Annotated in this window: 19 protein-coding genes; 13 read left to right on the forward strand and 6 right to left on the reverse strand. The window is 70.5% G+C overall.

Going from position 1 to position 19,961, the window contains the following annotated elements; genetic code table 11:
- Positions 1-54: 54 nt before the first annotated feature.
- Complete coding sequence (locus tag HDC34_RS15200) at positions 55-633, forward strand: hypothetical protein (RefSeq protein ID WP_179557637.1); 579 nt, start codon at positions 55-57, stop codon at positions 631-633.
- 77 nt (positions 634-710) lie between these two features.
- On the opposite strand, the gene HDC34_RS15205 is transcribed toward HDC34_RS15200, so the two are convergent.
- Both HDC34_RS15205 and HDC34_RS15210 read right to left on the reverse strand, forming a co-directional pair.
- Positions 711-2,015 carry an FAD/NAD(P)-binding oxidoreductase gene (locus HDC34_RS15205; RefSeq protein ID WP_179557638.1) on the reverse strand — a complete coding sequence of 435 codons (1,305 nt, stop codon included), beginning with the start codon at positions 2,013-2,015 and terminating at the stop codon, positions 711-713.
- A gap of 115 nt (positions 2,016-2,130) precedes the next feature.
- On the reverse strand, positions 2,131-2,745 hold the full coding sequence (locus HDC34_RS15210; protein ID WP_179557639.1) for a TetR/AcrR family transcriptional regulator: 615 nt from the start codon (positions 2,743-2,745) through the stop codon (positions 2,131-2,133).
- A 114-nt stretch (positions 2,746-2,859) separates the two neighbouring features.
- On the opposite strand from HDC34_RS15210, the gene HDC34_RS15215 reads away from it, so the two are divergent.
- Complete coding sequence (locus tag HDC34_RS15215; RefSeq protein WP_179557640.1) at positions 2,860-3,684, forward strand: SDR family NAD(P)-dependent oxidoreductase; 825 nt, start codon at positions 2,860-2,862, stop codon at positions 3,682-3,684.
- Entirely contained in the window at positions 3,681-4,730 is a 1,050-nt protein-coding gene (locus HDC34_RS15220) for a 2,3-butanediol dehydrogenase (protein WP_179557641.1), read from the forward strand. The genes HDC34_RS15215 and HDC34_RS15220 overlap by 4 nt, the downstream gene beginning before the upstream one ends.
- 78 nt (positions 4,731-4,808) lie before the next feature.
- On the opposite strand, the gene HDC34_RS15225 is transcribed toward HDC34_RS15220, so the two are convergent.
- Positions 4,809-5,036 (reverse strand): DUF1272 domain-containing protein, encoded by a 228-nt coding sequence (locus HDC34_RS15225; protein WP_104310698.1) that lies wholly within the window; start codon positions 5,034-5,036, stop codon positions 4,809-4,811.
- Positions 5,036-5,656, reverse strand: a complete 621-nt coding sequence (locus HDC34_RS15230) for a DJ-1/PfpI family protein (RefSeq protein WP_179557642.1) — start codon at positions 5,654-5,656, stop codon at positions 5,036-5,038. Before HDC34_RS15230 ends, HDC34_RS15225 begins: the two co-directional genes overlap by 1 nt.
- A 159-nt stretch (positions 5,657-5,815) precedes the next feature.
- On the opposite strand from HDC34_RS15230, the gene HDC34_RS15235 reads away from it, so the two are divergent.
- Entirely contained in the window at positions 5,816-6,280 is a 465-nt protein-coding gene (locus HDC34_RS15235) for a hypothetical protein (protein ID WP_179557643.1), read from the forward strand.
- A 97-nt stretch (positions 6,281-6,377) separates the two neighbouring features.
- Here HDC34_RS15235 and HDC34_RS15240 read toward each other — a convergent pair whose 3' ends face one another.
- A complete protein-coding gene (locus HDC34_RS15240; RefSeq protein WP_179557644.1) occupies positions 6,378-7,358 on the reverse strand; it encodes an NAD(P)H-quinone oxidoreductase in 981 nt (326 codons plus the stop codon).
- A gap of 39 nt (positions 7,359-7,397) precedes the next feature.
- On the opposite strand from HDC34_RS15240, the gene HDC34_RS15245 reads away from it, so the two are divergent.
- The 8 genes from HDC34_RS15245 to HDC34_RS15280 all read left to right on the forward strand — a co-directional run bounded on the left by HDC34_RS15245 (position 7,398) and on the right by HDC34_RS15280 (position 16,374).
- Entirely contained in the window at positions 7,398-8,297 is a 900-nt protein-coding gene (locus HDC34_RS15245; RefSeq protein WP_179557645.1) for a MurR/RpiR family transcriptional regulator, read from the forward strand.
- Between the two features lie 316 nt (positions 8,298-8,613).
- Positions 8,614-9,333 carry a tyrosine-protein phosphatase gene (locus HDC34_RS15250; protein ID WP_179557646.1) on the forward strand — a complete coding sequence of 240 codons (720 nt, stop codon included), beginning with the start codon at positions 8,614-8,616 and terminating at the stop codon, positions 9,331-9,333.
- Complete coding sequence (locus tag HDC34_RS15255; RefSeq protein WP_179557647.1) at positions 9,330-10,310, forward strand: metallophosphoesterase; 981 nt, start codon at positions 9,330-9,332, stop codon at positions 10,308-10,310. Before HDC34_RS15250 ends, HDC34_RS15255 begins: the two co-directional genes overlap by 4 nt.
- 33 nt (positions 10,311-10,343) lie before the next feature.
- Positions 10,344-11,387, forward strand: a complete 1,044-nt coding sequence (locus HDC34_RS15260; RefSeq protein ID WP_179557648.1) for an ABC transporter substrate-binding protein — start codon at positions 10,344-10,346, stop codon at positions 11,385-11,387.
- 19 nt (positions 11,388-11,406) lie between these two features.
- Positions 11,407-13,098, forward strand: a complete 1,692-nt coding sequence (locus HDC34_RS15265) for an iron ABC transporter permease (RefSeq protein ID WP_179557649.1) — start codon at positions 11,407-11,409, stop codon at positions 13,096-13,098.
- Positions 13,099-13,153: 55 nt separating this feature from the next.
- On the forward strand, positions 13,154-14,704 hold the full coding sequence (locus tag HDC34_RS15270) for an ABC transporter ATP-binding protein (protein ID WP_179557650.1): 1,551 nt from the start codon (positions 13,154-13,156) through the stop codon (positions 14,702-14,704).
- Complete coding sequence (locus HDC34_RS15275; protein ID WP_179557651.1) at positions 14,701-15,240, forward strand: histidine phosphatase family protein; 540 nt, start codon at positions 14,701-14,703, stop codon at positions 15,238-15,240. Before HDC34_RS15270 ends, HDC34_RS15275 begins: the two co-directional genes overlap by 4 nt.
- Before the next feature lie 27 nt (positions 15,241-15,267).
- Entirely contained in the window at positions 15,268-16,374 is a 1,107-nt protein-coding gene (locus HDC34_RS15280; RefSeq protein ID WP_308807367.1) for an alpha/beta fold hydrolase, read from the forward strand.
- A gap of 184 nt (positions 16,375-16,558) precedes the next feature.
- On the opposite strand, the gene HDC34_RS15285 is transcribed toward HDC34_RS15280, so the two are convergent.
- On the reverse strand, positions 16,559-17,200 hold the full coding sequence (locus HDC34_RS15285) for a TetR/AcrR family transcriptional regulator (protein ID WP_179557652.1): 642 nt from the start codon (positions 17,198-17,200) through the stop codon (positions 16,559-16,561).
- 136 nt (positions 17,201-17,336) lie between these two features.
- Between HDC34_RS15285 and HDC34_RS15290 the strand changes: the two genes are divergently transcribed.
- Positions 17,337-19,904, forward strand: a complete 2,568-nt coding sequence (locus HDC34_RS15290; protein ID WP_179557653.1) for an MMPL family transporter — start codon at positions 17,337-17,339, stop codon at positions 19,902-19,904.
- The last annotated feature ends 57 nt before the right edge of the window (positions 19,905-19,961 follow it).

Raw genomic sequence — 19,961 nt, forward strand, 5'->3', positions numbered from 1 at the left:
TGCCTCGTATGGTTGGAGTCGGTATTCGAGATCACTCCGGGGGAGTTCGTGACTGTGCGTAGATCATCACCTGCTGTCGGCGCTGTCGGCGCGCTTGCTGTTGCGCTGCTGCTGAGCGGATGCACGCTCGCGGAACGCATCGGCGCCGAAGGCTCCGGTTCGCCCAGCGCGCCCTCGACGGCCGCGTCCTCAACGGGCGCATCCTCGTCGGCGGTAGCGACGCCCGCGACGCCAGCCCCCACGACGTTCCCCGTCGCCGACGCCCTCGAGGGCGACGCACTCGTGTGCCAGGATGCGAACGCGGCCACGGATGCGATGTTCTCCCTCTCGGCCGATGGCGCGAGCTACGACGGCGATGCGGACAAGCAGGCGCAGTTCACGGCGGCCGTCGACCAGCTGCTCGCTGCACGTGATGCGGAGAAAGCCGACCCGGAGGTCAAGAAGGCGATCAGCGATCTCGTCTTCACGTTCACGGGGCGAGCCTCAGACCGCGACGACTGGCTCATCTGGGATGCTGCGCGGACGCACGCCGCCGACCCAGACTCCGGCACGGTGGATGACGCGCTCGACGATGCGGATGACGCCTGCGACGACGTCGGCTACGACTGGGTCGACTGGGAGCCCCGCACCTAGCTATCGAATCGGGACTTCACGGCCCGCACGCCCGCGTCGGCCTCGCTACGGGTCACGCAGCCCTGAAGCGTGTGGCCTCACGCCCGCCCCTTCAGGATGAGGTTCCAGTAGACCCAGGGCAGCACGTGGCGGTCGAACACCCACGTGAGGCGGCGCTCGCGGGCGAGGCCCTTCCAGAACGGGATGCTCGGCCGTTGCTTGAGGGTGTCGTCGAACTCCCCGAAGACGACGCTCGAGCGCGACACTGTGAACGGGGCGACCGTGTAGCCGTCGTAGTCGCTCTCCGGGGCCTGGTCGCGGAGCACGCTCACGAGGTTCTCGGCGAGCGCCTTCGTCTGCTTCCTCAGTGCACCCCCGGAGCGCTGGCTGCGCGACACGGCGGCATCGCCGAGCGACCACACGTTCGGGAACCGGTGGTGCCGCATCGTGTGCGTGTCGACGTCCACGAATCCGCGTTCGCTCCTCATCTCGGGGGTCGGGTAGGCGAGCTCAGCGCCTGCGAGCCCGGCCTCGGCGATCCATTCGGGAGCCCGCTGCGGCGGCTCGACGATGAGGGCGTCGTAGGGGATGCGCTCGCGGTGTTCCCCAGCGGTCTCGATGACCGCGGTCTTCGCGTCGCCGAGCACCTCGGTGAGCTGTGCCTCGCGGCGCACCTCGATGCCGTATTCGGTGATCTTGCGCTCGAGCTCGCGGTCGATCGCGGGCACGCCGAGCGGCGTCGCATCCGGCAGCACGAGCACGACCCGGATGCGGTCGAGCACGTCCCGGGATCGCCAGTAGTCGCAGGCGAGGTACATGGGCTTCTGGATCGCGCCGCCGAAGGACGCGGGCTCTGGCGCCTGAACGAACACGGCCGTTCCCTGCCGCAGCTCGCGCAGCATCCGGGAGGTCTTGTGGGCGAGGCTGATCTCGTAGCTGGACGCGACGTTCGGGGTGCCGAGCGCGGCCTCGAGGCCGGGGATCGCATCCCAGTCCTGCACGACGCCGGGGCAGACGACGAGGTGCTCGTAGCCGATGCTTCGACCGGATGCGAGGACGAGCGACGACGTCTCCGGGTCGACCGAGGCGACGGCGTCGCGGATGAGGGTCACGCCGTCCGGCATCACGTCGGCCTGCGGTCGCGCGGCCTGGCTCGCCTTCGCGGTGCCGCCGGCGACGTGCGAGAGGAGCGGCTGGTAGACGTGGTTCTCGCGCGGCTCGACGACGGTGATGTCGTCGACGCCGGCCCGCCGGAGTCGGCCCGCGACGGACAGGCCAGCATTGCCACCCCCGATGACCAGCACTCGGTAGGTGGTGAGCGTCGGCTGCTGCTTCGGTGTCGGCTGCGCTGTCGTCGCTGACTGCGGTGCTGGCTGGGCGGCGCCGTTCGGGGTGGGGGTCATCACAGCGACGCTATCCGCCAGTCGCTGTCGGGGGAGCCGCGACCGGGTCATGGTCACGCAACTCCCAGCCTGCTGCCACCATCGCGAAACAACTGCGCGTGTGCGGCGATGTCGCCTACGAACGTGAGCGTCCGAGCCACCAGTCGGGTGACGCGGCGATGATGGTGCGCGCTGCGGCGTCCACGTCCACGTCCCCGTCCACGTCGCCGAGCTCGCCCGAGCGCAGCCACTCCTCGATGGCGCTGACGGTGCCGCTGCCGGCGTAGGCGACGAGGATGCGGCGGTGCCGTTCGTCGCCGATGCCGGGCTGTGCTGGCGGAGCGATCTCGGGGTGCCGCTCGAGGTGGGTGAGGAGGCCCGCCTCGACTCGGTCGACGAGGGTGTCGCGCACGGGCCCCGTGAGGCGAGGCGCCATGGCATTGAGGTAGATCTGCGCGTGGCGGGCGACGTGCCGGAGGAGCTCGCGTTCGGGCTCGTCGAAGACGCTCAGCTCGGTGCCGCTCGTGGCTGGCAGGTTCGCGATCGGGGCCATGAGGGCGTCGATCTCTTCCCCGAGGAAGTCCGCGAGGAGGTGCTCCGGGGTGGTCGCGTGACGGTAGAACGTGTCGCGGGTGATGCCGGCGGCCCTGGCGACCTGGGCGACGCTCACGTCGGCGATGGGCTGGGCGGCCGCGAGCTCGTAGATCGCCGCGCGGAGGGCCGAGCGGGTTCGTGCCTGACGCGGGTCCATTCGCCAACCCTATGGGGTGCGTGGCTCCTTCTCGGCAAACTATCTGACAGGTGACTGATAGCGGGCGTATGGTGAAGGGGCTCGCCAACGAGGGCGGGCAGAACGGAGTGAGCAATGTCACAAGAAGCAAGCTCAAGCACAGCGAGCAGCGCCGGGACCAGCGCCGGCCGGTTCGCCGGCAAGGTCGCGATCGTCACGGGCGGGGTCTCTGGCATCGGCGCGAAGATCACGGAACGGCTCGTAGCGGAAGGCGCGTCGGTTGTCGTCGCCGACATCAACGCCGAGCTGGTCGCCTCGGCGGGCGAGACATTCGGCGCCAGCGTCGTCGGCCGCCGCACGGACGTGACCGACGAGGACGACTTCGCGGGGCTCGTCACCGAGACCGTCGAGAAGTTCGGCACGCTGGATGCGCTCTTCAACGTCGCGGGCGGGTCGCGTTCCGGCACGCTCACCGACATCTCCTTCGAGGACTGGGACTTCACGGTCCGCCTCAACCTCTACAGCGCCTTCAACGGCACCCGCCTGGCGGCCCGGCAGTTCCTCGCCGAGGGCAAGCCGGGCGCGATCGTCAACGTCGCGTCACTCAACTCGCTGGTGCCGATGCACTTCGGGGTCGGCTACACCGCGTCCAAGGCTGCCGCCGTCATGCTCACGAAGCAGGCGGCGCTCGAGCTCGGCGAGCACGGCATCCGCGTCAACGCGGTCTCGCCCGGCCTCGTCGCGACGCCGCTCACGAAGGGCCTCACCGATCTCCCCGGGGTGCAGGAGGCGTACGACGAACGCATCCCGTTCCGGCGCGCAGCGCAGCCGGAGGAGATCGCATCCGCCGCCCTGTTCCTCGCGAGCGACGACGCCTCGTACATCTCGGGCGACAACCTCGTCGTCGACGGTGCCTGGTCCACGACCGGCTACCCCGACCTGCGGAAGTTCCTCGCATGAAGGCGGCAGTGTTCCACGCCAAGGAGGACGTTCGCGTGGAGGAGGTCGCCGAGCCGACGCCCGGCCCCGGCCAGGTGAAGCTGCGTTGCGCGTACGCCGGCATCTGCGGCTCCGACCTGCACGTCTACTACGCGCCCGAATCCTCGGGGCTCGACTTCGAGCATCCGCACCCCGTCACGGGGTCCATGCCGCCGCAGATCCTCGGGCACGAGTTCTCGGGAACCGTGGTCGAGCTCGGGGAGGGCGTCGACTCGGTTCAGATCGGCGACCGGGTTGCGGTCTGGCCGATCTACGCGTGCGGCGAGTGCGCCGCCTGCCGTCGCGGCAAGCCGAACGTGTGCACGAAGATCGGCTTCCACGGCCTCTCGTCGCACGGCGGCGGCATGGCCGAGTTCACGACGGTGGATGCGACGAAGCTGCACGTGCTGCCCGAGAACGTCGATCTGCGCCTTGGAGCGCTCGTCGAGCCGATGGCGGTCGCGTGGCACGCGGTCGAGCAGAGCGGTGTGCAGGCGGGGCAGACGGCGCTCATCTCGGGTGCCGGTCCGATCGGCATCGGCGTGTGGTTCGCGCTGCGGGCCAAGGGTGTGGAGACGGTCATCGTCTCGGAGCCGAGTGCGGGGCGCCGGGCTGCGATCGCCGGAGTCGGGGCGTCAAACCTCGTCGACCCCACCAAGGAGGACCTGTCGGCTCGCGTCGCGGAGCTCACGGGCGGGGACGGCGTGGATGTCGCGTTCGACGCGGCCGGGGTGGGGCCCGCCGTGGCCGCCTCGCTCGCGAACCTCACGCCGGGCGGTCGGGTCGTGGTCGTCGCCATCCACGAGCGGCCCATGGACTTCCTGCCGACGCAGCTGGTCATGGGGGAGACCGCGATCGTCGGCACCCTCGCCTACCTGCAGAGCGACTTCGACGCGGTGATCGCGGCGATGGCGGCCGGCGGATACACGGCCGACGGATGGGTGGATGACGTGCCCGTCGACGACGTGGTCGGGGCCATCAAGCGCCTGCGTTCGGGCGAGGGCATGAAGGTGCTCGTGCGCACGTAGGCGGTGCGAGGCTCGGGGCGCGGGGGCTCTCCCGGCGCGGCCCTGCGCTCTCCCCGCGCCCTCCCGCGGTACCTGTCGCTACCCGCCGTGCACGCGGACCGTGCTCGGCGGGTTCGCGGCGAGCTTCGATGCCGGGCGCACGGGTCGCCGCTCCAGGTTGCCGCCGCAGTTCGGGCACGCTCGACCGGCGAACGTGCCGACGCAGTCTCGGCACCACGTGCATTCGAAAGTGCAGATGTAGGCCTCGGCGTGCGGGGGCAGGTCGACGTCGCAGCGCTCGCAGTTCGGGCGCAGCTCGAGGGCCATCAGGCGAGCCCGTTCTTCACCGCGTAGGGGTCCCAGCTCGCGTCGGCGTGTACCTCGAGCTCGGCGGCGTCGGTGAGCGTGGTCGCGACCTCGGGCCCGTGGATCGCGGCGATGATAGCGGCCGTCATGTCCATGCCGGCGGCGACGCCGGAGGACGTCCACCGGTTCCCGTCCTCGACCCAGCGGGCCTGTGGCACCCAGTCGACGGATGCGCCCTGCGATGATGCCCACGCGAACGCCCGCTTGTTGGAGGTCGCGCGGAACCCGTCGAGCAGGCCGGCCGCCGCGAGGAGCGCGGAACCGGTGCAGACGGAGGTCACGAGCCTCGCATCCGCTGCCCACCTCCCGAGCCAGGCCAGGAACTCGGGGTCGGTGGCGAGCGGGCGCGTTCCCTGCCCGCCCGGGACAAGCACGATGTCGGGGCTCGCCGCGTCGGCGAACGCGGTCGTGGCGATGACCTCCGGGCCCTGCGAGCTGCGGACCGGGCCGGCCTGTGGGGCGATGAGCTCGACGTCGAAGAGGGACGGGTCGATGCGGAACAGCTCGACGGGGCCGAACACGTCGAGGAGCTCGAACCCCTCGAACAGGACGACGGTGACGCGGCGCTTCGCTTCAGGCATGACGCCATTCTCACAGTGCGCGGCCCGGATCTTCCAGCGGAGGCCGCGGATTGCCTCGCCGAGGGCTGAGTTGTGGCCGTCGGGCGGCGACCGGAGCGACCACAACCCCACTTTTGCGGTCTCGGCTGACGCTCATCTGCTTCCGCCAGCATGTTCCGCATGAGCGATTCCCCTGAGACCCAGCCCGCCGGCGACCTTCCCAGCGACGCGATCGACTTCGCGGACCTCAACTTCAAGCTCGCCGTCATCCAGGAGCTGATGTACGAGCAGGAGCTGCTGACGCCCCAGTTCGTGCTCACCGACTTCCTCGAAGAGCACGTGGATCGGGAAGTGGACCTGTCGAAGGAGATCTCGGAGCCGATCCCCGAGGTGCTCGAGTACTTCCGGTCGCTGCCGGTGCCCATCGAGTTCGCGCCGGCTGTCGAGGAGCTGTTCCAGGACGGCGGGAACGACATCTACATGGAGATCGCTCCGCAGTGGAGCGGCGAGGACTCGACCTTCGACATCACCGACTTCACCGACACCCGCCACTTCCCGAACCTGTCGGCGATGACCCTTCTCGGCGTCGACGAGGAGGTTCTCGACGGGCTTCGCCGGAAGGGCATCGACGCGCAGCTGCTCTGAGCGCCGGTTGGCGAAGGCAGGTGCGCGTCGGTCAGCAGCTTCGGAGCGGCGCGCACCCGTCTGTCGCTGGTGACCGGCGCGCCGCTCAGCGCATCGGTCAGCGCACGGCGAGAAGGATCTTGCCGACGTGCTCGCCGGACTCCATGCGCCGGTGGGCCCGGTGCGCGAAGTCGAGGGTCTCGACGGTGTCGAGCAGGGGCCGTACCTTGCCCGCTTCGACGAGCGGCCACACGTGCTCGCGCACCTGCGCGGTGATCTCGCGCCGCTCTTCGAGTGGGCGCGCGCGGAGGGTCGTTCCCCAGATGCGGCCGCGCTTCTGCATGAGGCGCCCGACGTTGATGGTGGCCTCGTCGCCGCCCTGCGCCGCGATGACCATGATGCGGCCGTTGGTGGCGAGGGCGTCGACATCGCGCGCCAGGTAGTCTCCGCCGACGAGGTCGAGGATCACGTCGACGCCGCGACCGTCGGTGGCGTCGGCGATGACCTCCACGAAGTCCTGGTCGCGGTAGTTGATGCCTCGGGTCGCGCCGAGCTGCTCGGTCGTGGCGACCTTCTGGGCGGTGCCGGCGGTCGCGTAGACGGTGATGCCGAGGGCGGCCGCGAGCTGGATGGCGATGGTGCCGACGCCGCTGGTGCCGCCGTGCACGAGCAGGGTCTCGCCCGCCTTGAGCTGCGCGCTCATGAAGAGGTTCGACCAGACGGTGGCGACTGCTTCGGGGAGGCCGGCCGCTTCGACGAGGTCGACGCGCTTCGGCATGGGGAGCACGAGCCCTTCGTCGACGGCGACGCGATCGGCGTAGCCGCCGCCAGGCAGGAGCGCGACGACGTAGTCGCCGACCTTCCACGCCGTGACGGATGCCCCCACGGCGACGACGGTTCCGCTCACTTCGAGGCCAGGCCAGTCGGGTGCCCCGGCCGGTGACGGGTACTTGCCTTCGCGCTGCGCGACGTCGGCGCGGTTCACGCCGGCGGCGGCCACATCGATGACGACTTCGAGGGCCCCGGGGGTCGGCTCGTCGACTTCGGAGAGGATGAGGGCCTCCGGCCCGCCTGGCGTTGGAACCGTGATTGCGCGCATGGGGGTCAGTGTTTCATGCGGGCCCCTATACTCCCTCACATGTCAGGCCTCCCCACCCCGTCAGGCCTCCCTCCCGAGTCGGGGCGCGAGGACGCGTCGGTGCGGGGCGGTTCGGTGGCGCGGCCGGAGCTGAGCGTGCTCGCCCGCGTGCGCGCCGCATCCGCCGCCCTCGGGCCCAGCGAGCGCAAGGTCGCGCAGATGGTGCTGACGCGACCCGACGAGGTGGTCGAATGGTCGACGGCTGAGCTCGCGGACGCTGCTGGCACGTCGACGGCCACCGTCATCCGTGCGTGTCAGAGTCTCGGGTTCCGCGGCTTCCAGCACCTGCGGCTCGACCTCGCGCGTTCCGCTCCGCTCGCGCCGCGAGAGCAGGCGCAGTCGGTGGAGGCGAGCACCTTCGACGATGCGATCGACGCCGTGCGGCTCGCGCAGGACAGCGTCGACCCGGAACGCATCGCCGCGGCCGTCGCCGCCCTTCGCGGTGCCAGGCGCATCGTGCTCGTCGGCAGCGGGTTCTCGGGGCCGCCCCTGCAGGACTTCGCGATGCGTATCAGCACACTCGGGCACTCCGTCGAGGCCCCGGTGGATGCGCTCGCGCAGCAGTTCGCGGTGCGGTCGCTCTCCAGCGGCGACGCGTGCCTGACGCTCAGCTACTCGGGCGCGAACGTGCAGTCGCTGCGCGCGGCGGAGGCCGCCAGGGCGCAGGGGGCGGCCGTGGTGCTCATCACGAGCTACGCCCGTTCACCGCTTGGGCGGGTCGCCGACATCGTCGTGACGACGGGGCCGGCGGGAACGGCGCACGACATCGACCCGTTCCTCGCGCGCCTCGGCCACACCGTCGTGCTGCACACGCTGCACTCCACGCTGGGGCAGGTGCTCGGTGACGACGCGGCCGTCGGGATGCGCCACGTGGTGGCCGACGCGCTCTCCGAGGACTGAGCCGACCACCCGCTGCTGCACTGCGGCGACCACCTGCTGCTGGACTGCGGCTGCACTGAGCCGACCACCTGCTGCTGGACTGCGGCTACCACCTGCTGCCGGCGGTCGTGCAGGTGCCAGCGGACGTCTGAGTCGCCGCCTCGCGAACTCGCCTCGCGGCGTTCATCCGCTCGCTCGACGCCCGTCACCGCGCGTTCACCCTCGCTCGACACACTCCCGATGTAACGACGTTCCAAGCCGTACGGAATCCGTGTAACGGATGCTCCCCCGGTGCTTGGGACCGAGGCAAGTGGTGGAAACGCAACGGGAGGTGCTCGTGAGAGCAATCGAGATCGACGGGCTGTTCAACGCCCGCGCAGCTGACGCGAACTCGCCGTGGATCGTGCGCGCTGGCTCCCCGGACGCGCTCTCGGCCGACGGTGAGTCAGCGCTGCGGGCGCTGGGCGTCGAGCTCATCCTCGACCTCCGGGAGCGCGCCGAGTCCGGTGACCGCACCCACGGCGTCCAGGTGCGCCAGGTCCCTCTCTACGGAAGCGAACCGCCAGTCGCGGGCCGTCTCGAGGACATCTACGAGACGCTCCTGCGGCGTCGAGGCGGGGCGCTCACGGAGGCTGTCGCCGTGCTCGCCAACGCCGAGCGCGGCGTGCTCGTGCACTGCACCGCCGGCAAGGACCGCACGGGGCTCGTCGTCGCTCTCGCGCAGCTCGTGGGCGGTGCAAGCGAAGCCGACGTGGTGCGCGACTATGCGCTCTCCGGGGCCGCGGTCCGCTCTATCCGCGAGGCGTTCGCCTTCGCCGTGGCCGACGCGTACCCGTCGGATCAGCGCGACGAGATCCTCCGCCTCCATCTCGACAGTCCGCCGGAAGCGCTCGAGCATGCGCTCGACATCATCCGTGAGCTCGGCGGCGCTGAAGCGTACCTGCGCTCGCATGGCCTCACCGACGATCAGGTGCACGCCCTGCGCGGCAAGTCCGGCCGGACCACGGCGAGCGCGCTCACCTCGTCGGTCGCGCCCACCCCGACGGCCGCGTCATGACTGCCGACCTCGCGCATCCCGTCGACCTCGCCCATCCTGCCGACCTCGTGCTCCCCGCGGGTCGCGTCACGCCCGACGGTCCGCGCCCGTCGGGGTCGCGTCGCACGACGGTGCTCCACCTGAGCGACGTGCACGCAACCGCTGCCGCACCCCTCTACGGGGTTGTCGACGGCATCACGCGGATGCGCGCGGCGAGCGACTACGCGCGCGCCGCGGGTCTCGAACCCGATGCGATCGTCATCAGCGGCGACCTCATCGAGCGCGGGAACGCGGCCGCCTACCCGGCCCTTCGCGACGCCCTCCTCGAGCTGGAGGATTCGTGGGGTGTGCCAGTGCTCTCGGTGCTCGGCAACCACGACGAGAGGGCCGCAGCTCGCATCCTCCCCGGTCATCGGGCGCCGGTGGGTGCGCGCGCGGAGGACGCCTCGCCCCGCGCCGTGCGGGTCGGTGCGTGGCGCTTCGTCTTGCTGGACTCGTCCACGGGGACGCTGGGGGCGGAGCAGCTCGCGTGGCTCGACGCCGAGCTGAGGTTGCCTGCCGGCACCAGCACCAGCACCGGCACCGGCACTGGCAGCTCCAGCTCCCTCGCGCCCTCGGGGACGGTTGTCGTCATGCACCACCCGCCGCTCGGGTCGCCGCTGCCGATGCTGGCGCGGGCGGGCCTCCGCGACGCCGCAGACTTCCTCGACATCGTCGAGGGCACCGACGTTCGCGCGATCCTGTGCGGGCACTTCCACCATCCGCTGTCCGCCACGATGCGCGGCGTGCACGTCTCTGCGGGGCCGGCGCTCGCCTACCACCAGGTCATGGACGCCGAGCCAGGGACGGTGAGCGGCTTCGACCGCTCGATGTTCTCGCTGGTGCACCTCGGCGCGGACGGCGTCAGCGCCTCCAGCGTCGGCGTCGAGCATCCGGCCCTGCTCTTCACTCTCACCCCCACCCCCACCACGTCTCAACCTTCACCTGTCTCCTCCTGAACAGACCCGCTCTCCTCGAACAGTTAGGTCATCATGAACTCTCTCCGTACCCCAGCCGCGCTCGCGGCCTTCGGCCTCGCCGGGGTCCTCCTCGCGGGCTGCGCAAGCTCCCCCAGCACCGCCGCCAGCGGTGACGCCAGCCCATCGGCGGAATCCACGCTGGAAGCCGCCACCATCACCCTCTACACGTCAGAGCCGCAGGAGAAGGCGGATGCGCTTGTCGCCGCCTTCAACGAGGTGCACCCGGAGGTCACCGTCGAGGTGTTCCGTGCGGGCACGGGCGACCTCACGACGCGAGTCGCGACCGAGCAGGCCTCCGGCGGCGTGCAGGCCGACGTCTTCCTCGCGGCAGACGCCGGAACGTTCGAGGACTACGCGGCCGACGATCTGCTGCTGCAGTACTCGCCGGCCGACGTCGAGTCGCTCAACCAGGACATCGTCGACCCGGAGGGCTACTACACGGGCACGCGCATCATCCCGACCGTCATCGCCTACAACACGGGCCTCGTCAGCGAGCCGCCGACGTCGTGGGCTGAGCTCACCGACGCCGAGTACGCGAACAAGCTGGTCATGCCGAACCCGGACGTCTCCGGCGCGGCCGCCTACAACGCCGCCGTCTGGCTCGACGAGCCAGCACTCGGTGAGGAGTGGATGACGAAGCTCGCCGCGAACAAGCCCGTCATCGCGGACAGCAACGGCCCCGTCTCGCAGGCCATCGCGACGGGCGCACAGCCCGTGGGCATCGTCGTCGACTACCTGGCGCGCGAGCTCGCCGCCCAGGGGTCGCCGATCGCGGTGTCCTACCCGACCGAGGGAGTGCCCTACGTGTCGCAGCCCGTCGGCATCTTCGCCGACACCCAGGAGGCGGACGCGTCGAAGGCGTTCGTCGACTTCCTCGTGAGCGCTGACGGCCAGGAGCTTGCCGTCAGCCAGTCGTACCTGCCCGTTCGCGAGGACGTCGGAACTCCAGAGGGTGCTCCCTCCATGGACGAGATCACGATCCTCTCCCCGGAGCTCGAGACCATCCGCGCCAGCCAGGATGCGGCCGTCGAGAAGTTCCGCACGCTGTTCCTCTGATGACGGCGCTGCTCCTCTCATGACCGCAACCCTCACAACACCCCGGGGCGGTGCCGCTGAACGCAGCGGTGCCGCCTCGGCGGCGGTCCGGAAGACTGCGCGTTCCTGGCTGGATGGGGTCCACGGCCTGTCGCTTGCCCTCTGGGTCGCGGTCGCCGCGTTTGTGCTCGTGCCGATCGGCGCGATCCTCGTGCTCGCCGCCGGCGGCTCGCAGCTGCACGTCCTCTGGCAGAGCGACGTCGTCGAGGCCGCGACGAACAGCCTCGTGTCGGCAGGCGCATCCGCGCTCGGCGCCGTGATGATCGGCACGGCGCTCGCGGTGCTGCTCGACCGCACCGACCTGGCGGGACGCCGCGGCCTGCGGCTCCTCGCGCTCACCCCGCTGCTCGTGCCCCCGTTTGTCGGCGCGATCGCGTGGCTCGGCATCGCCGGGCCGACGAGCCCCGTGAACCTCTGGTGGTCGCAGGCGTTCGGTGGCCCGCTGTGGTCGATCTACGGCGCGGACGGCGTCATCCTGCTCCTCACCGTGCACAGCTACCCCATCGCGATGCTCATCGTCTCGGCCGCCCTGCGCCGCGTGCCGTCCGACCTCGAGCAGGCCGCGCGCATCGCCGGGGCGAGCCCCGCCCGCAGCGTGTTCACCATCACTGTTCCCCTTCTGCGGCCCGCCCTGCTGTCGTCGTTCGTGCTCGTCGCGGTCGGCAACCTCGCCGACTTCGGCATCCCCTCGATCATCGGACTGCCCGAGCAGTACACGACCCTCGCGACGCTCGTCTACCGCTACCTGCAGTCGGGGACCGTGGATGAGCCGCTTGCGGTCGTCGCGACGATCGGGGTCGTGCTGCTGCTGCTCGCGCTCGCGGCGCTGGTCGTCGACTTCCTCATCGGCAAGAGCCGTTGGGAGCTCGACTCGTCGTCGTCCGCGCCGCAACTCCTGCCGCTCGGGCGGGCGCGCATTCCCGCGTCCATCGTGACCTGGGTGCTGGTGCTCACCGTCACCGTGCTGCCGTTGCTCGCGCTGCTGCAGCAGTCGCTGCTCCGCGCGCCGGGGCTCGCCCTGGCGCCCGAGAACCTCACGCTCGACAACGTCGTGAAAGCCGTCACCTCCGCGAACGCAATCCAGGGCGCCACGAACTCGGTCATGCTCGCGGTGCTCGCGGCCCTCATCTGCGGGTTCCTCGGGCTCGGCATCGCGGTGCTCGTCACCCGAACTCGGATGCGCGGCAGCGGGCCCCTCCGCGCGCTCGCCATGCTGCCGCAGGCGGTTCCCGGCATCGTCATCGCCGTCGCGTGGCTCGTGCTGGCACCCCACATCGGGCTCTTCAACACGCCATGGCTGATTCTCTGCGCCTACGTCACCTCGTTCACGGCGCTCGTCGTGCAGGCCGTGGCGGCGCCGCTTGCGAGCACCCCAGCGAGTGCCGAGGAGGCCGCGAGGATCGGGGGAGCGGGGCGGATGCGCGCGCTCGTCGACATCTCCAGCCGCATGGCAGCGCCCGCTGCGATCTCCGGTGCGGTCCTCGTCGCCGTCACCGCGGTGCGCGAGCTGACGCTGTCCGTGCTGCTCCTCTCTCCCGGATCGCAGACGCTCGGCGTCGCGATCTTCAACCTCCAGCAGGCCGGGGCGTTCAACACCGCCGCAGCGCTGTCGCTCATCGTGGCGCTCCTCGGCGTCACCGTCATCGGCATCGCCACGAGGGCGCCGAAGTAGCGGTCGGCGCTCTTCTCGACCTTCTCTCTGCATCACCATCCTGGAAGGAAACACCGTGGCATCCGTCACTCTCGACTCAGTCTCCGTCCGCTTCCCGAGCGGCACCGTCGGCCTCGACGACATCGACCTCGCGCTGCGCGATGGCGAGTTCCTGGCGCTCGTCGGCCCGTCCGGGTCGGGCAAGACGACGCTGCTGCGCACGATCGCCGGTTTCCAGGCCCCCACGTCGGGGCGTGTGAGCATCGGCGAGCGGGTCGTCGCCGGCGGGGGATCCGTGGTGCCACCGGAGGCCAGGGAGCTCGGCATGGTGTTCCAGCAGCACGCCGTCTGGCCGCATTGGAACGTCGGCCGCAACGTCGACTACCCGCTGCGCCGCGCCCGTGTCTCGAAGCCCGAGCGCCGTCGCCGCGTGGATGAGGCGCTCGAGATGGTCGGCCTGGACGGCTCTGCGAAGCGCGATCCGGCGACGCTCTCGGGCGGTCAGCGGCAGCGGGTCGCGATCGCCCGCGCGCTCGTCGGGAGGCCGCGGGTCCTGCTGCTCGACGAGGCCCTCTCCGCGCTCGACGAGCCGCTGCGCGACAGCCTCAGGCTCGAGCTGCACACCCTCACGCGCGAGCTCGGCCTGACGGTGGTGCACGTCACCCACGACCGCTCCGAAGCGCTGGCCCTCGCCGATCGCGTGGCGGTGCTCGACGGCGGGCGCATCCAGCAGCTCGGCACCCCGGAGGAGCTCGTGACGCGTCCCGCGTCGCCGTTCATCGCGAAGTTCCTGTCCGACGCGACCATCGTGGACGGCACGGTTGGCGGGGCGGTCGACGGCACAGTCGACGGGGCGGGTTTCGCGGCGGATGCGCACCCGCTGCGCGTGGACCGGGGCGGGCTCGAGGGGCACCAGCAGGAAAGCCGCGGTCCGGTTCAGGCGGCCATCCTCCCGAGCGACGTCAAGGTGGAGATCGTGGGCACGGTTGCGGGCTCGGTTGTGGGCAGGGCTGCGGTCGGTGCTGCGGTCGGTGCGAAGGTCGCGGGCCCGACGGATGCTCCAGGCCAGTCCGCCCACGCAGTCGGGGTAGGCGATGTCCTGCGTGAGGGCGTCTCCTGTCAGGCAGGCGAGGCAAGCGATACAGGCGAGGCAGACCTCGCGGGTGACGCGACGGTCAGGTCGGCGCTCTTCACACCGGAGGGCAGCGACCTCGTCCTCGACTGGGCTGGCCTGCGGTTGCGCGCGCGGACCCGCGGCGTTCGGCCGAAGGTCGGCGACCGGGTCACGGTCCGCGTCGCGAGAGCACGGATCTACGGCGCTGGTGTTGGCGCTGATCTCGGGGCTGGCGCTGGTACTGGTGTGGGACCCGATGCTGGCGCTAGCGCGGGTGGCGCCGATGTTGGTGCTGCGGTCGCGGGTCCCGCGGCTGCTGACTCTGGTTCCGGAGCCCGCGCATCCGCGGCTCCCGACTCCAGCTCCGGAGTCCGCGCATCAGCGGGTGGTGTCGACGCATCCACCCCCTCGGCGACTCGCTCGGAAGTGACCGGGTCAGCTGCCGGTCCGACCCCGGCTGACGCGCCGGGACTCGCAGTCGGCGTTGCCGGCTCCTCCGGGTCGGGGGCATGACGCTCGCGCTGGTGCGGCACGGTCGCACCGCCTGGAACCTGGAACGCCGGCTGCAGGGCCGCAGCGACATCGCCCTCGATGCGCACGGGGCGGCGCAGGCGGAAGCCGCGGGCCGGCTCCTCGCCCGCGCGCAGTGGGGCCGGGTGGTCACCTCGCCGCTTGCCCGTGCGGCGCAGACCGCGGCGATCGTGGGCTCGCACCTCGGCGCCCCCGATCCTGTCGTGGAACCCGGCCTGCTCGAGCGCGACTTCGGGGAGGCTGAGGGGATGCGGGTGGCCGAGGCCGCAGAGCGATGGCCGTCTGGCGACTACCCGGGCTCGGAGTCGGCAGTTGAGCTGGGGAGGCGAGCTGGCAGCGCCCTCGGCGCCCTCCTCGAGGCGTCCGGGACTGCGGTGGTCGTGAGCCACGGCGTCTTCCTGAGGGCGGGGATCGAAGCGATCACGGGTGGCGTGTGCCCTCGCATCCTGAACGGGCAGGTCGTGCTGCTCGAGCCCGGCGCCGGGCGTCGGCCGACAGCGCGCTTCCTGGGGGAGTGACGGGCGCCCCTGGTTACAGTTGATGCCGTGTCTCCCGCTTCCCGACCGGCCTCCGCCTCTGACCTCGCTGGCCAGCACGTCCAGGTTCGGTACATCCGTCACGGGGAGGTTCGGGCGCGGGTGTCGACGATCGGAGCCGACGGCGACCGTGCGTTCGTGCTCGTCGCGGGCATCGGCGTCGCCTCGAACTACTACGAGAACCTCGCGCCCGGGCTCGGGGAGTTCGGGCCGGTGCACGCCCTCGACCTGCCCGGATTCGCGGGCGTGCCGTACCCGAAGCGGCCCATGAGCATCCAGCGCTACGCAGCTGTGGTCGGCACCGTCATCGACGAGCTGGGGCTCGTCGACCCCGTCCTCGTCGGCCATTCGATGGGCACCCAGGTGGTGGCCGAGCTCGCCTCGCAGCGCCCCGAGCTGAGCACGCTGGTGCTCATCGGCCCCGTCACGAACCCCCGCGAGCGGTCGCTGCTGAAGCTGGCGTTCCGGTTCCTCGAGTCGTCGGCGCACGAGCCGTTCAGGGTCGCGATGCTGGCCGTCGGCGCCTACCTGCTGTGCGGGTTCCGCTGGTTCTCCGCCGTGCTGCCGCGCATGATGCGCTACCGGATCGAGGACGTGCTGCCCCACATCCAGGCGCACACGCTCATCATCAGGGGCGAGCACGACTCGCTCGTGCCGCGCTCCTGGCTGCGCGAGATGGCCGGGCTGCTTCCTCGAGCATCCACGTGGGAGATCGAGGGCGCCGCGCACTCCGTCATGTACGACCACGCGAAGGGTGTCGCCGAGCTCTGCGTGGACCACGCGCGGGAACCCTTCGACACGCGAAGCGCGGAGGGTGCCGGGCAGGATCTCGCCGCCGACGCCGCCGCGGGCAAGCTCGTGCAGGTCGCCGACGAGGAAGCGCGCAACCGCAGGGTGCACGTCACACCCCGACTGGTGCTGCAGGTGCTGCGCTCGCGGTGGAACGAGTTCTTCGCAAGCGCCGACAACCGCCCGCAGGACATCGCCGAGGCGAAGACGGAGCACTTCCAAGCCCAGCTCGAGGCGTTCGGCGCTGCCGAAGCCGATGCTGATGCTGATGCTGAAGTCACCGAGGGAAGCCAGCCGGATGCGCGACCGGGCGAGGGCCGCGCCTGACCTCAGCTCGCTGAGGGTGGCCAGCCGGTGAGCGGCCGGTCCGGGAACGCGCCGAGCGCGATGTCAGAGCGCCCAGCGCTCACCGCCAGACGTGGACATCCGTCGTCCGACGTTACGTTGACGCCGGAACCCGTCGCCTGACCTCGATCATTGGCGCACTGCACTGGCTCTCAGCTCTCAGCTCTCAGCCTTCAGCCTGAGCCGGTCCGAGCACCGCGTCGAGGAGGCGCTGGAGACTTTCGTCACTCGATTCGGTGCGGCTCAGCGCGCGGAGGAGGAGCGCGCCGATGATGGCCTCGCCGATCTCCTCGAGCCGTGCATCCGCTGCCAGCTGACCATCGGCGATGGCGATTTGGAACCGTTCGGTGAGGGAGTGGCTCGCGCCGAGGCTTTCGTGCAAGCGCCGGCCGATGTCGGCGTTCTCGACGGATGCGGCGATCAGCGAGCGGACGAGCAGCTCGCCCTGCGGCTGACCGAGGAGCGCGAGAACGGCGCTGAGCCAGGCCGTGAGGTCGTGGCGCAGCTCACCCGAGTTCGGCACGGTGAAGCGGTTCGGGAAGAGCTGCCCCTGCAGGAGGCAGTCGGAGACGAGCGCGCCCTTCGAGGGCCACCAGCGGTAGATGGTCTGTTTCGAGACGCCCGCCTCTGCGGCGACACCCTCCATCGTGAGGCGCTCGTAGCCGCGCTCGGCGAACAGCTTCGAGGTGGCCTCAAGCACCGCGACCCTGGCGGCTTCGCTGCGCACCGGGCCCTGTCGGTGGCCGGAAGCGGCGCGCTCGTCGACGCCTGGGGCTTGCTCTGAGGCGTCTGCGGCTTGCTCTGGCATGCCCGCCATCATATTCACAAACTGCGTAGACGAGACGTTGCGTATGATCTAGGGCGGCGCTCCCTCAGGCGGACGGTTTGGGCTCGAGCGCCACTACGAACGAGCGCGCACGATCTCGTGCGCCGAGAGGATGCTGATGGCCGAACTGCTGTACCGCCTGGGGAACTTCGCGACCCGCCGAGTGTGGGTTGTCGTGGGGGCCTGGCTGGTCATCCTCGGGCTCGCCGTTGGCGGGTTCCTGATCGGGTTCAAGGGCCTCACGTCGAGCTTCGACGTGCCAGGCACCGCATCTGGTGAGGTCATCTCGGACCTCGAGGAGCAGCTGCCCGACTTCGCGGGCGCATCCGGCACCGTCGTCTATTCGACGGCGGACGGGTCGGCGCTCACGGACGCGCAGCGCGCGGAGATCAGCGCGGTCATCGCGGATCGCGGCGACCTCGCCGACGTGGCCGACGTCATCGACCCGTTCTCGGCGACCGCAGAGCTCGAGGGGCAGGCGGCGCAGGTCGAGAGCGGTCGCACGCAGATCGCCGAGGGTCAGACGCAGCTTGACGCGGGCCAGGCGCAGCTCGATGCAGGCAAGGCCCAGCTGGATGCCGCGCAGGCGCAGCTCGATGCCGCGAAGCAGCAGCTCGAGGCGGCGGGCAACCCGGCGCCGCAGGTCGAGGCCCTCGCGGGGCAGCAAGCGCAGCTGGACGCACAGGTGCAGGCTGTCGCCGAGCAGCAGGCGACGTTGGATGCATCGCAGGCTGAGATCGACACGCAGCTGCAGCAGCTGGAGAACGGCGCGACGCTCGTCGAGCTGTCGGACGGCATCAGCCTCGTCTCGGAGGACGGCTCGACGGCGATCGTGAACGTGTCGTTCACGGAGCCTCGCCTGGAGCTGAGCGAGGAAGCCAAGCAGGGGGTCATCGAGTACTTCGAGGCGCACCCCGTCGACGGTGTCAACGTGGCGTTCTCCACGGACATCGCCCAGAGCGTGCCGCAGATCTTCGGCATCGGCGAGGCGGTTGGCCTCGTTTTCGCGGCCATCGTGCTGCTGGTGCTGCTGGGGTCGGCGCTTGCCGCATCCCTCCCCATCCTCACGGCGCTCGTGGGCGTCGCGATCGGCGTCGTCAGCGTGCTCGCGTTCTCCGGGGTCGTGCAGATGGCGTCGGTCACCCCGGTTCTCGGCATCATGCTGGGGCTCGCGGTGGGCATCGACTACTCGCTGTTCATCGTGAACCGGCACCGGAAGCAGCTCATGCAGGGCATGGAGGTGCGCGAGTCGATCGGCCTCGCCAACGGCACCGCCGGCAACGCGGTGGTGTTCGCTGGCGCGACGGTCATCGTCGCCCTGCTTGCTCTCAACGTGACGGGCATCCCGTTCCTCGGCCTCATGGGCACGGCCGGCGCGGTGTGCGTGCTCATCGCGGTGCTCATCGCGGTGACCCTCACGCCTGCGCTGCTCGGCAAGCTCGGGATGCGCGTGCTGAACAAGCGTCGGCGGGCGCACATCCGGAAGCTGCACGGCACGGGCGGCGGGGCTGGCGAGGCCGGCGGCACTGCGACTGGCAGTGTCGGGGTTGTGACGGGTCAGGTGCGTGCGGCGCACGCTGCACCGCTGAAGGCGATGCCGACGTGGCGGGCCATCGTCACCGTGTTCGCGGGCGTTGCCGTGCTGCTGACGATCGCCATTCCCGCGCTCTCCATGAGAGTCGGGTTGCCGGATGGGTCGTCGGAGCCGGAAGAGTCGGCGTCGTATCAGGCGTTCACGATCACGGAGGAGCAGTTCGGGGCTGGCACGACTGGTCCGCTGCTCGTGACGGCGACGCTGCCAGAGGGGCTCGATGATGCGGGTGTGCTCGACAAGCAGGTGCTGGTCGCGGAGAAGCTGGCGTCGCTCGACGACGTGACGGCGGTCGCCCCGATCGGGGTTTCGGACAACAAGAGCCTGACGGCGTTCCAGGTGATTCCTGCGGAGGGGCCGAACAGCGTCTCCACGGAGCAGCTGGTCGGTGAGCTGCGTGCGCTGCCGGAGATCGAGGACGGCATCACGCTCGGCGTCGCGGGTCAGGCGGCGATCAATATCGATATCTCCGAGGGGCTCAACTCGGTGCTGCCGCTCTACATCGCCCTCGTGGTCGGGCTGTCGCTGCTGATCATGATCCTCGTGTTCCGGTCGATCCTCGTGCCGCTCATCGCGACGGGCGGGTTCATCCTGTCGCTGTTCGCTACGTACGGTGCCGTGGTTGCCGTCTTCCAGTGGGGTTGGTTCGCTGACCTCATCGGGCTGCACGCGACGGGCCCCATCCTGAGCTTCCTGCCGGTCATCCTCGTGGGCATCCTTTTCGGGCTCGCCATGGACTACCAGCTGTTCCTGGCGTCCGGGATGCGCGAAGCGTACGTGCACGGGGCGGAGGCGAGGGTCGCGGTCGTGCAGGGCTTCCGCGCTGGCCGGGCTGTCGTCATCGCGGCGGCGCTCATCATGGTGTCGGTGTTCGGCGGGTTCGTGTTCGCCGAGTCGACCATGATCCGTTCGATCGGGTTCGGGCTCGCGTTCGGTGTGCTGCTCGACGCGTTCATCGTGCGCATGCTCATCATGCCGTCGCTCATGCACCTCCTCGGCAAGTCAGCGTGGTGGCTGCCGAAGTGGCTCGACAAGATCATGCCGAACGTCGACGTCGAAGGGGCCGCGCTGGAGCGCAAGCACCCCGTGCACTAAGGCGCGGACGAGGCACAGCTGCGGGGTGAGACGAATAGTCTCGCCCCGCAGTCGTCT

The organism is Pseudoclavibacter sp. JAI123 (genome assembly GCF_013409665.1).
Taxonomy (GTDB): Bacteria; Actinomycetota; Actinomycetes; order Actinomycetales; family Microbacteriaceae; genus Pseudoclavibacter.

Excerpts from the sequence above, each read along its gene's own strand:
- HDC34_RS15205 (WP_179557638.1), bottom strand. The coding sequence starts at position 2,015 with ATGACCCCCACCCCGAACGGCGCCGCCCAGCCAGCACCGCAGTCAGCG.
- HDC34_RS15210 (WP_179557639.1), bottom strand. The coding sequence starts at position 2,745 with ATGGACCCGCGTCAGGCACGAACCCGCTCGGCCCTCCGCGCGGCGATC.
- HDC34_RS15215 (WP_179557640.1), top strand. The coding sequence starts at position 2,860 with ATGTCACAAGAAGCAAGCTCAAGCACAGCGAGCAGCGCCGGGACCAGC.
- HDC34_RS15220 (WP_179557641.1), top strand. The coding sequence starts at position 3,681 with ATGAAGGCGGCAGTGTTCCACGCCAAGGAGGACGTTCGCGTGGAGGAG.
- HDC34_RS15225 (WP_104310698.1), bottom strand. The coding sequence starts at position 5,036 with ATGGCCCTCGAGCTGCGCCCGAACTGCGAGCGCTGCGACGTCGACCTG.
- HDC34_RS15230 (WP_179557642.1), bottom strand. The coding sequence starts at position 5,656 with ATGCCTGAAGCGAAGCGCCGCGTCACCGTCGTCCTGTTCGAGGGGTTC.
- HDC34_RS15235 (WP_179557643.1), top strand. The coding sequence starts at position 5,816 with ATGAGCGATTCCCCTGAGACCCAGCCCGCCGGCGACCTTCCCAGCGAC.
- HDC34_RS15240 (WP_179557644.1), bottom strand. The coding sequence starts at position 7,358 with ATGCGCGCAATCACGGTTCCAACGCCAGGCGGGCCGGAGGCCCTCATC.
- HDC34_RS15245 (WP_179557645.1), top strand. The coding sequence starts at position 7,398 with ATGTCAGGCCTCCCCACCCCGTCAGGCCTCCCTCCCGAGTCGGGGCGC.
- HDC34_RS15255 (WP_179557647.1), top strand. The coding sequence starts at position 9,330 with ATGACTGCCGACCTCGCGCATCCCGTCGACCTCGCCCATCCTGCCGAC.
- HDC34_RS15260 (WP_179557648.1), top strand. The coding sequence starts at position 10,344 with ATGAACTCTCTCCGTACCCCAGCCGCGCTCGCGGCCTTCGGCCTCGCC.
- HDC34_RS15265 (WP_179557649.1), top strand. The coding sequence starts at position 11,407 with ATGACCGCAACCCTCACAACACCCCGGGGCGGTGCCGCTGAACGCAGC.
- HDC34_RS15275 (WP_179557651.1), top strand. The coding sequence starts at position 14,701 with ATGACGCTCGCGCTGGTGCGGCACGGTCGCACCGCCTGGAACCTGGAA.
- HDC34_RS15285 (WP_179557652.1), bottom strand. The coding sequence starts at position 17,200 with ATGCCAGAGCAAGCCGCAGACGCCTCAGAGCAAGCCCCAGGCGTCGAC.
- HDC34_RS15290 (WP_179557653.1), top strand. The coding sequence starts at position 17,337 with ATGGCCGAACTGCTGTACCGCCTGGGGAACTTCGCGACCCGCCGAGTG.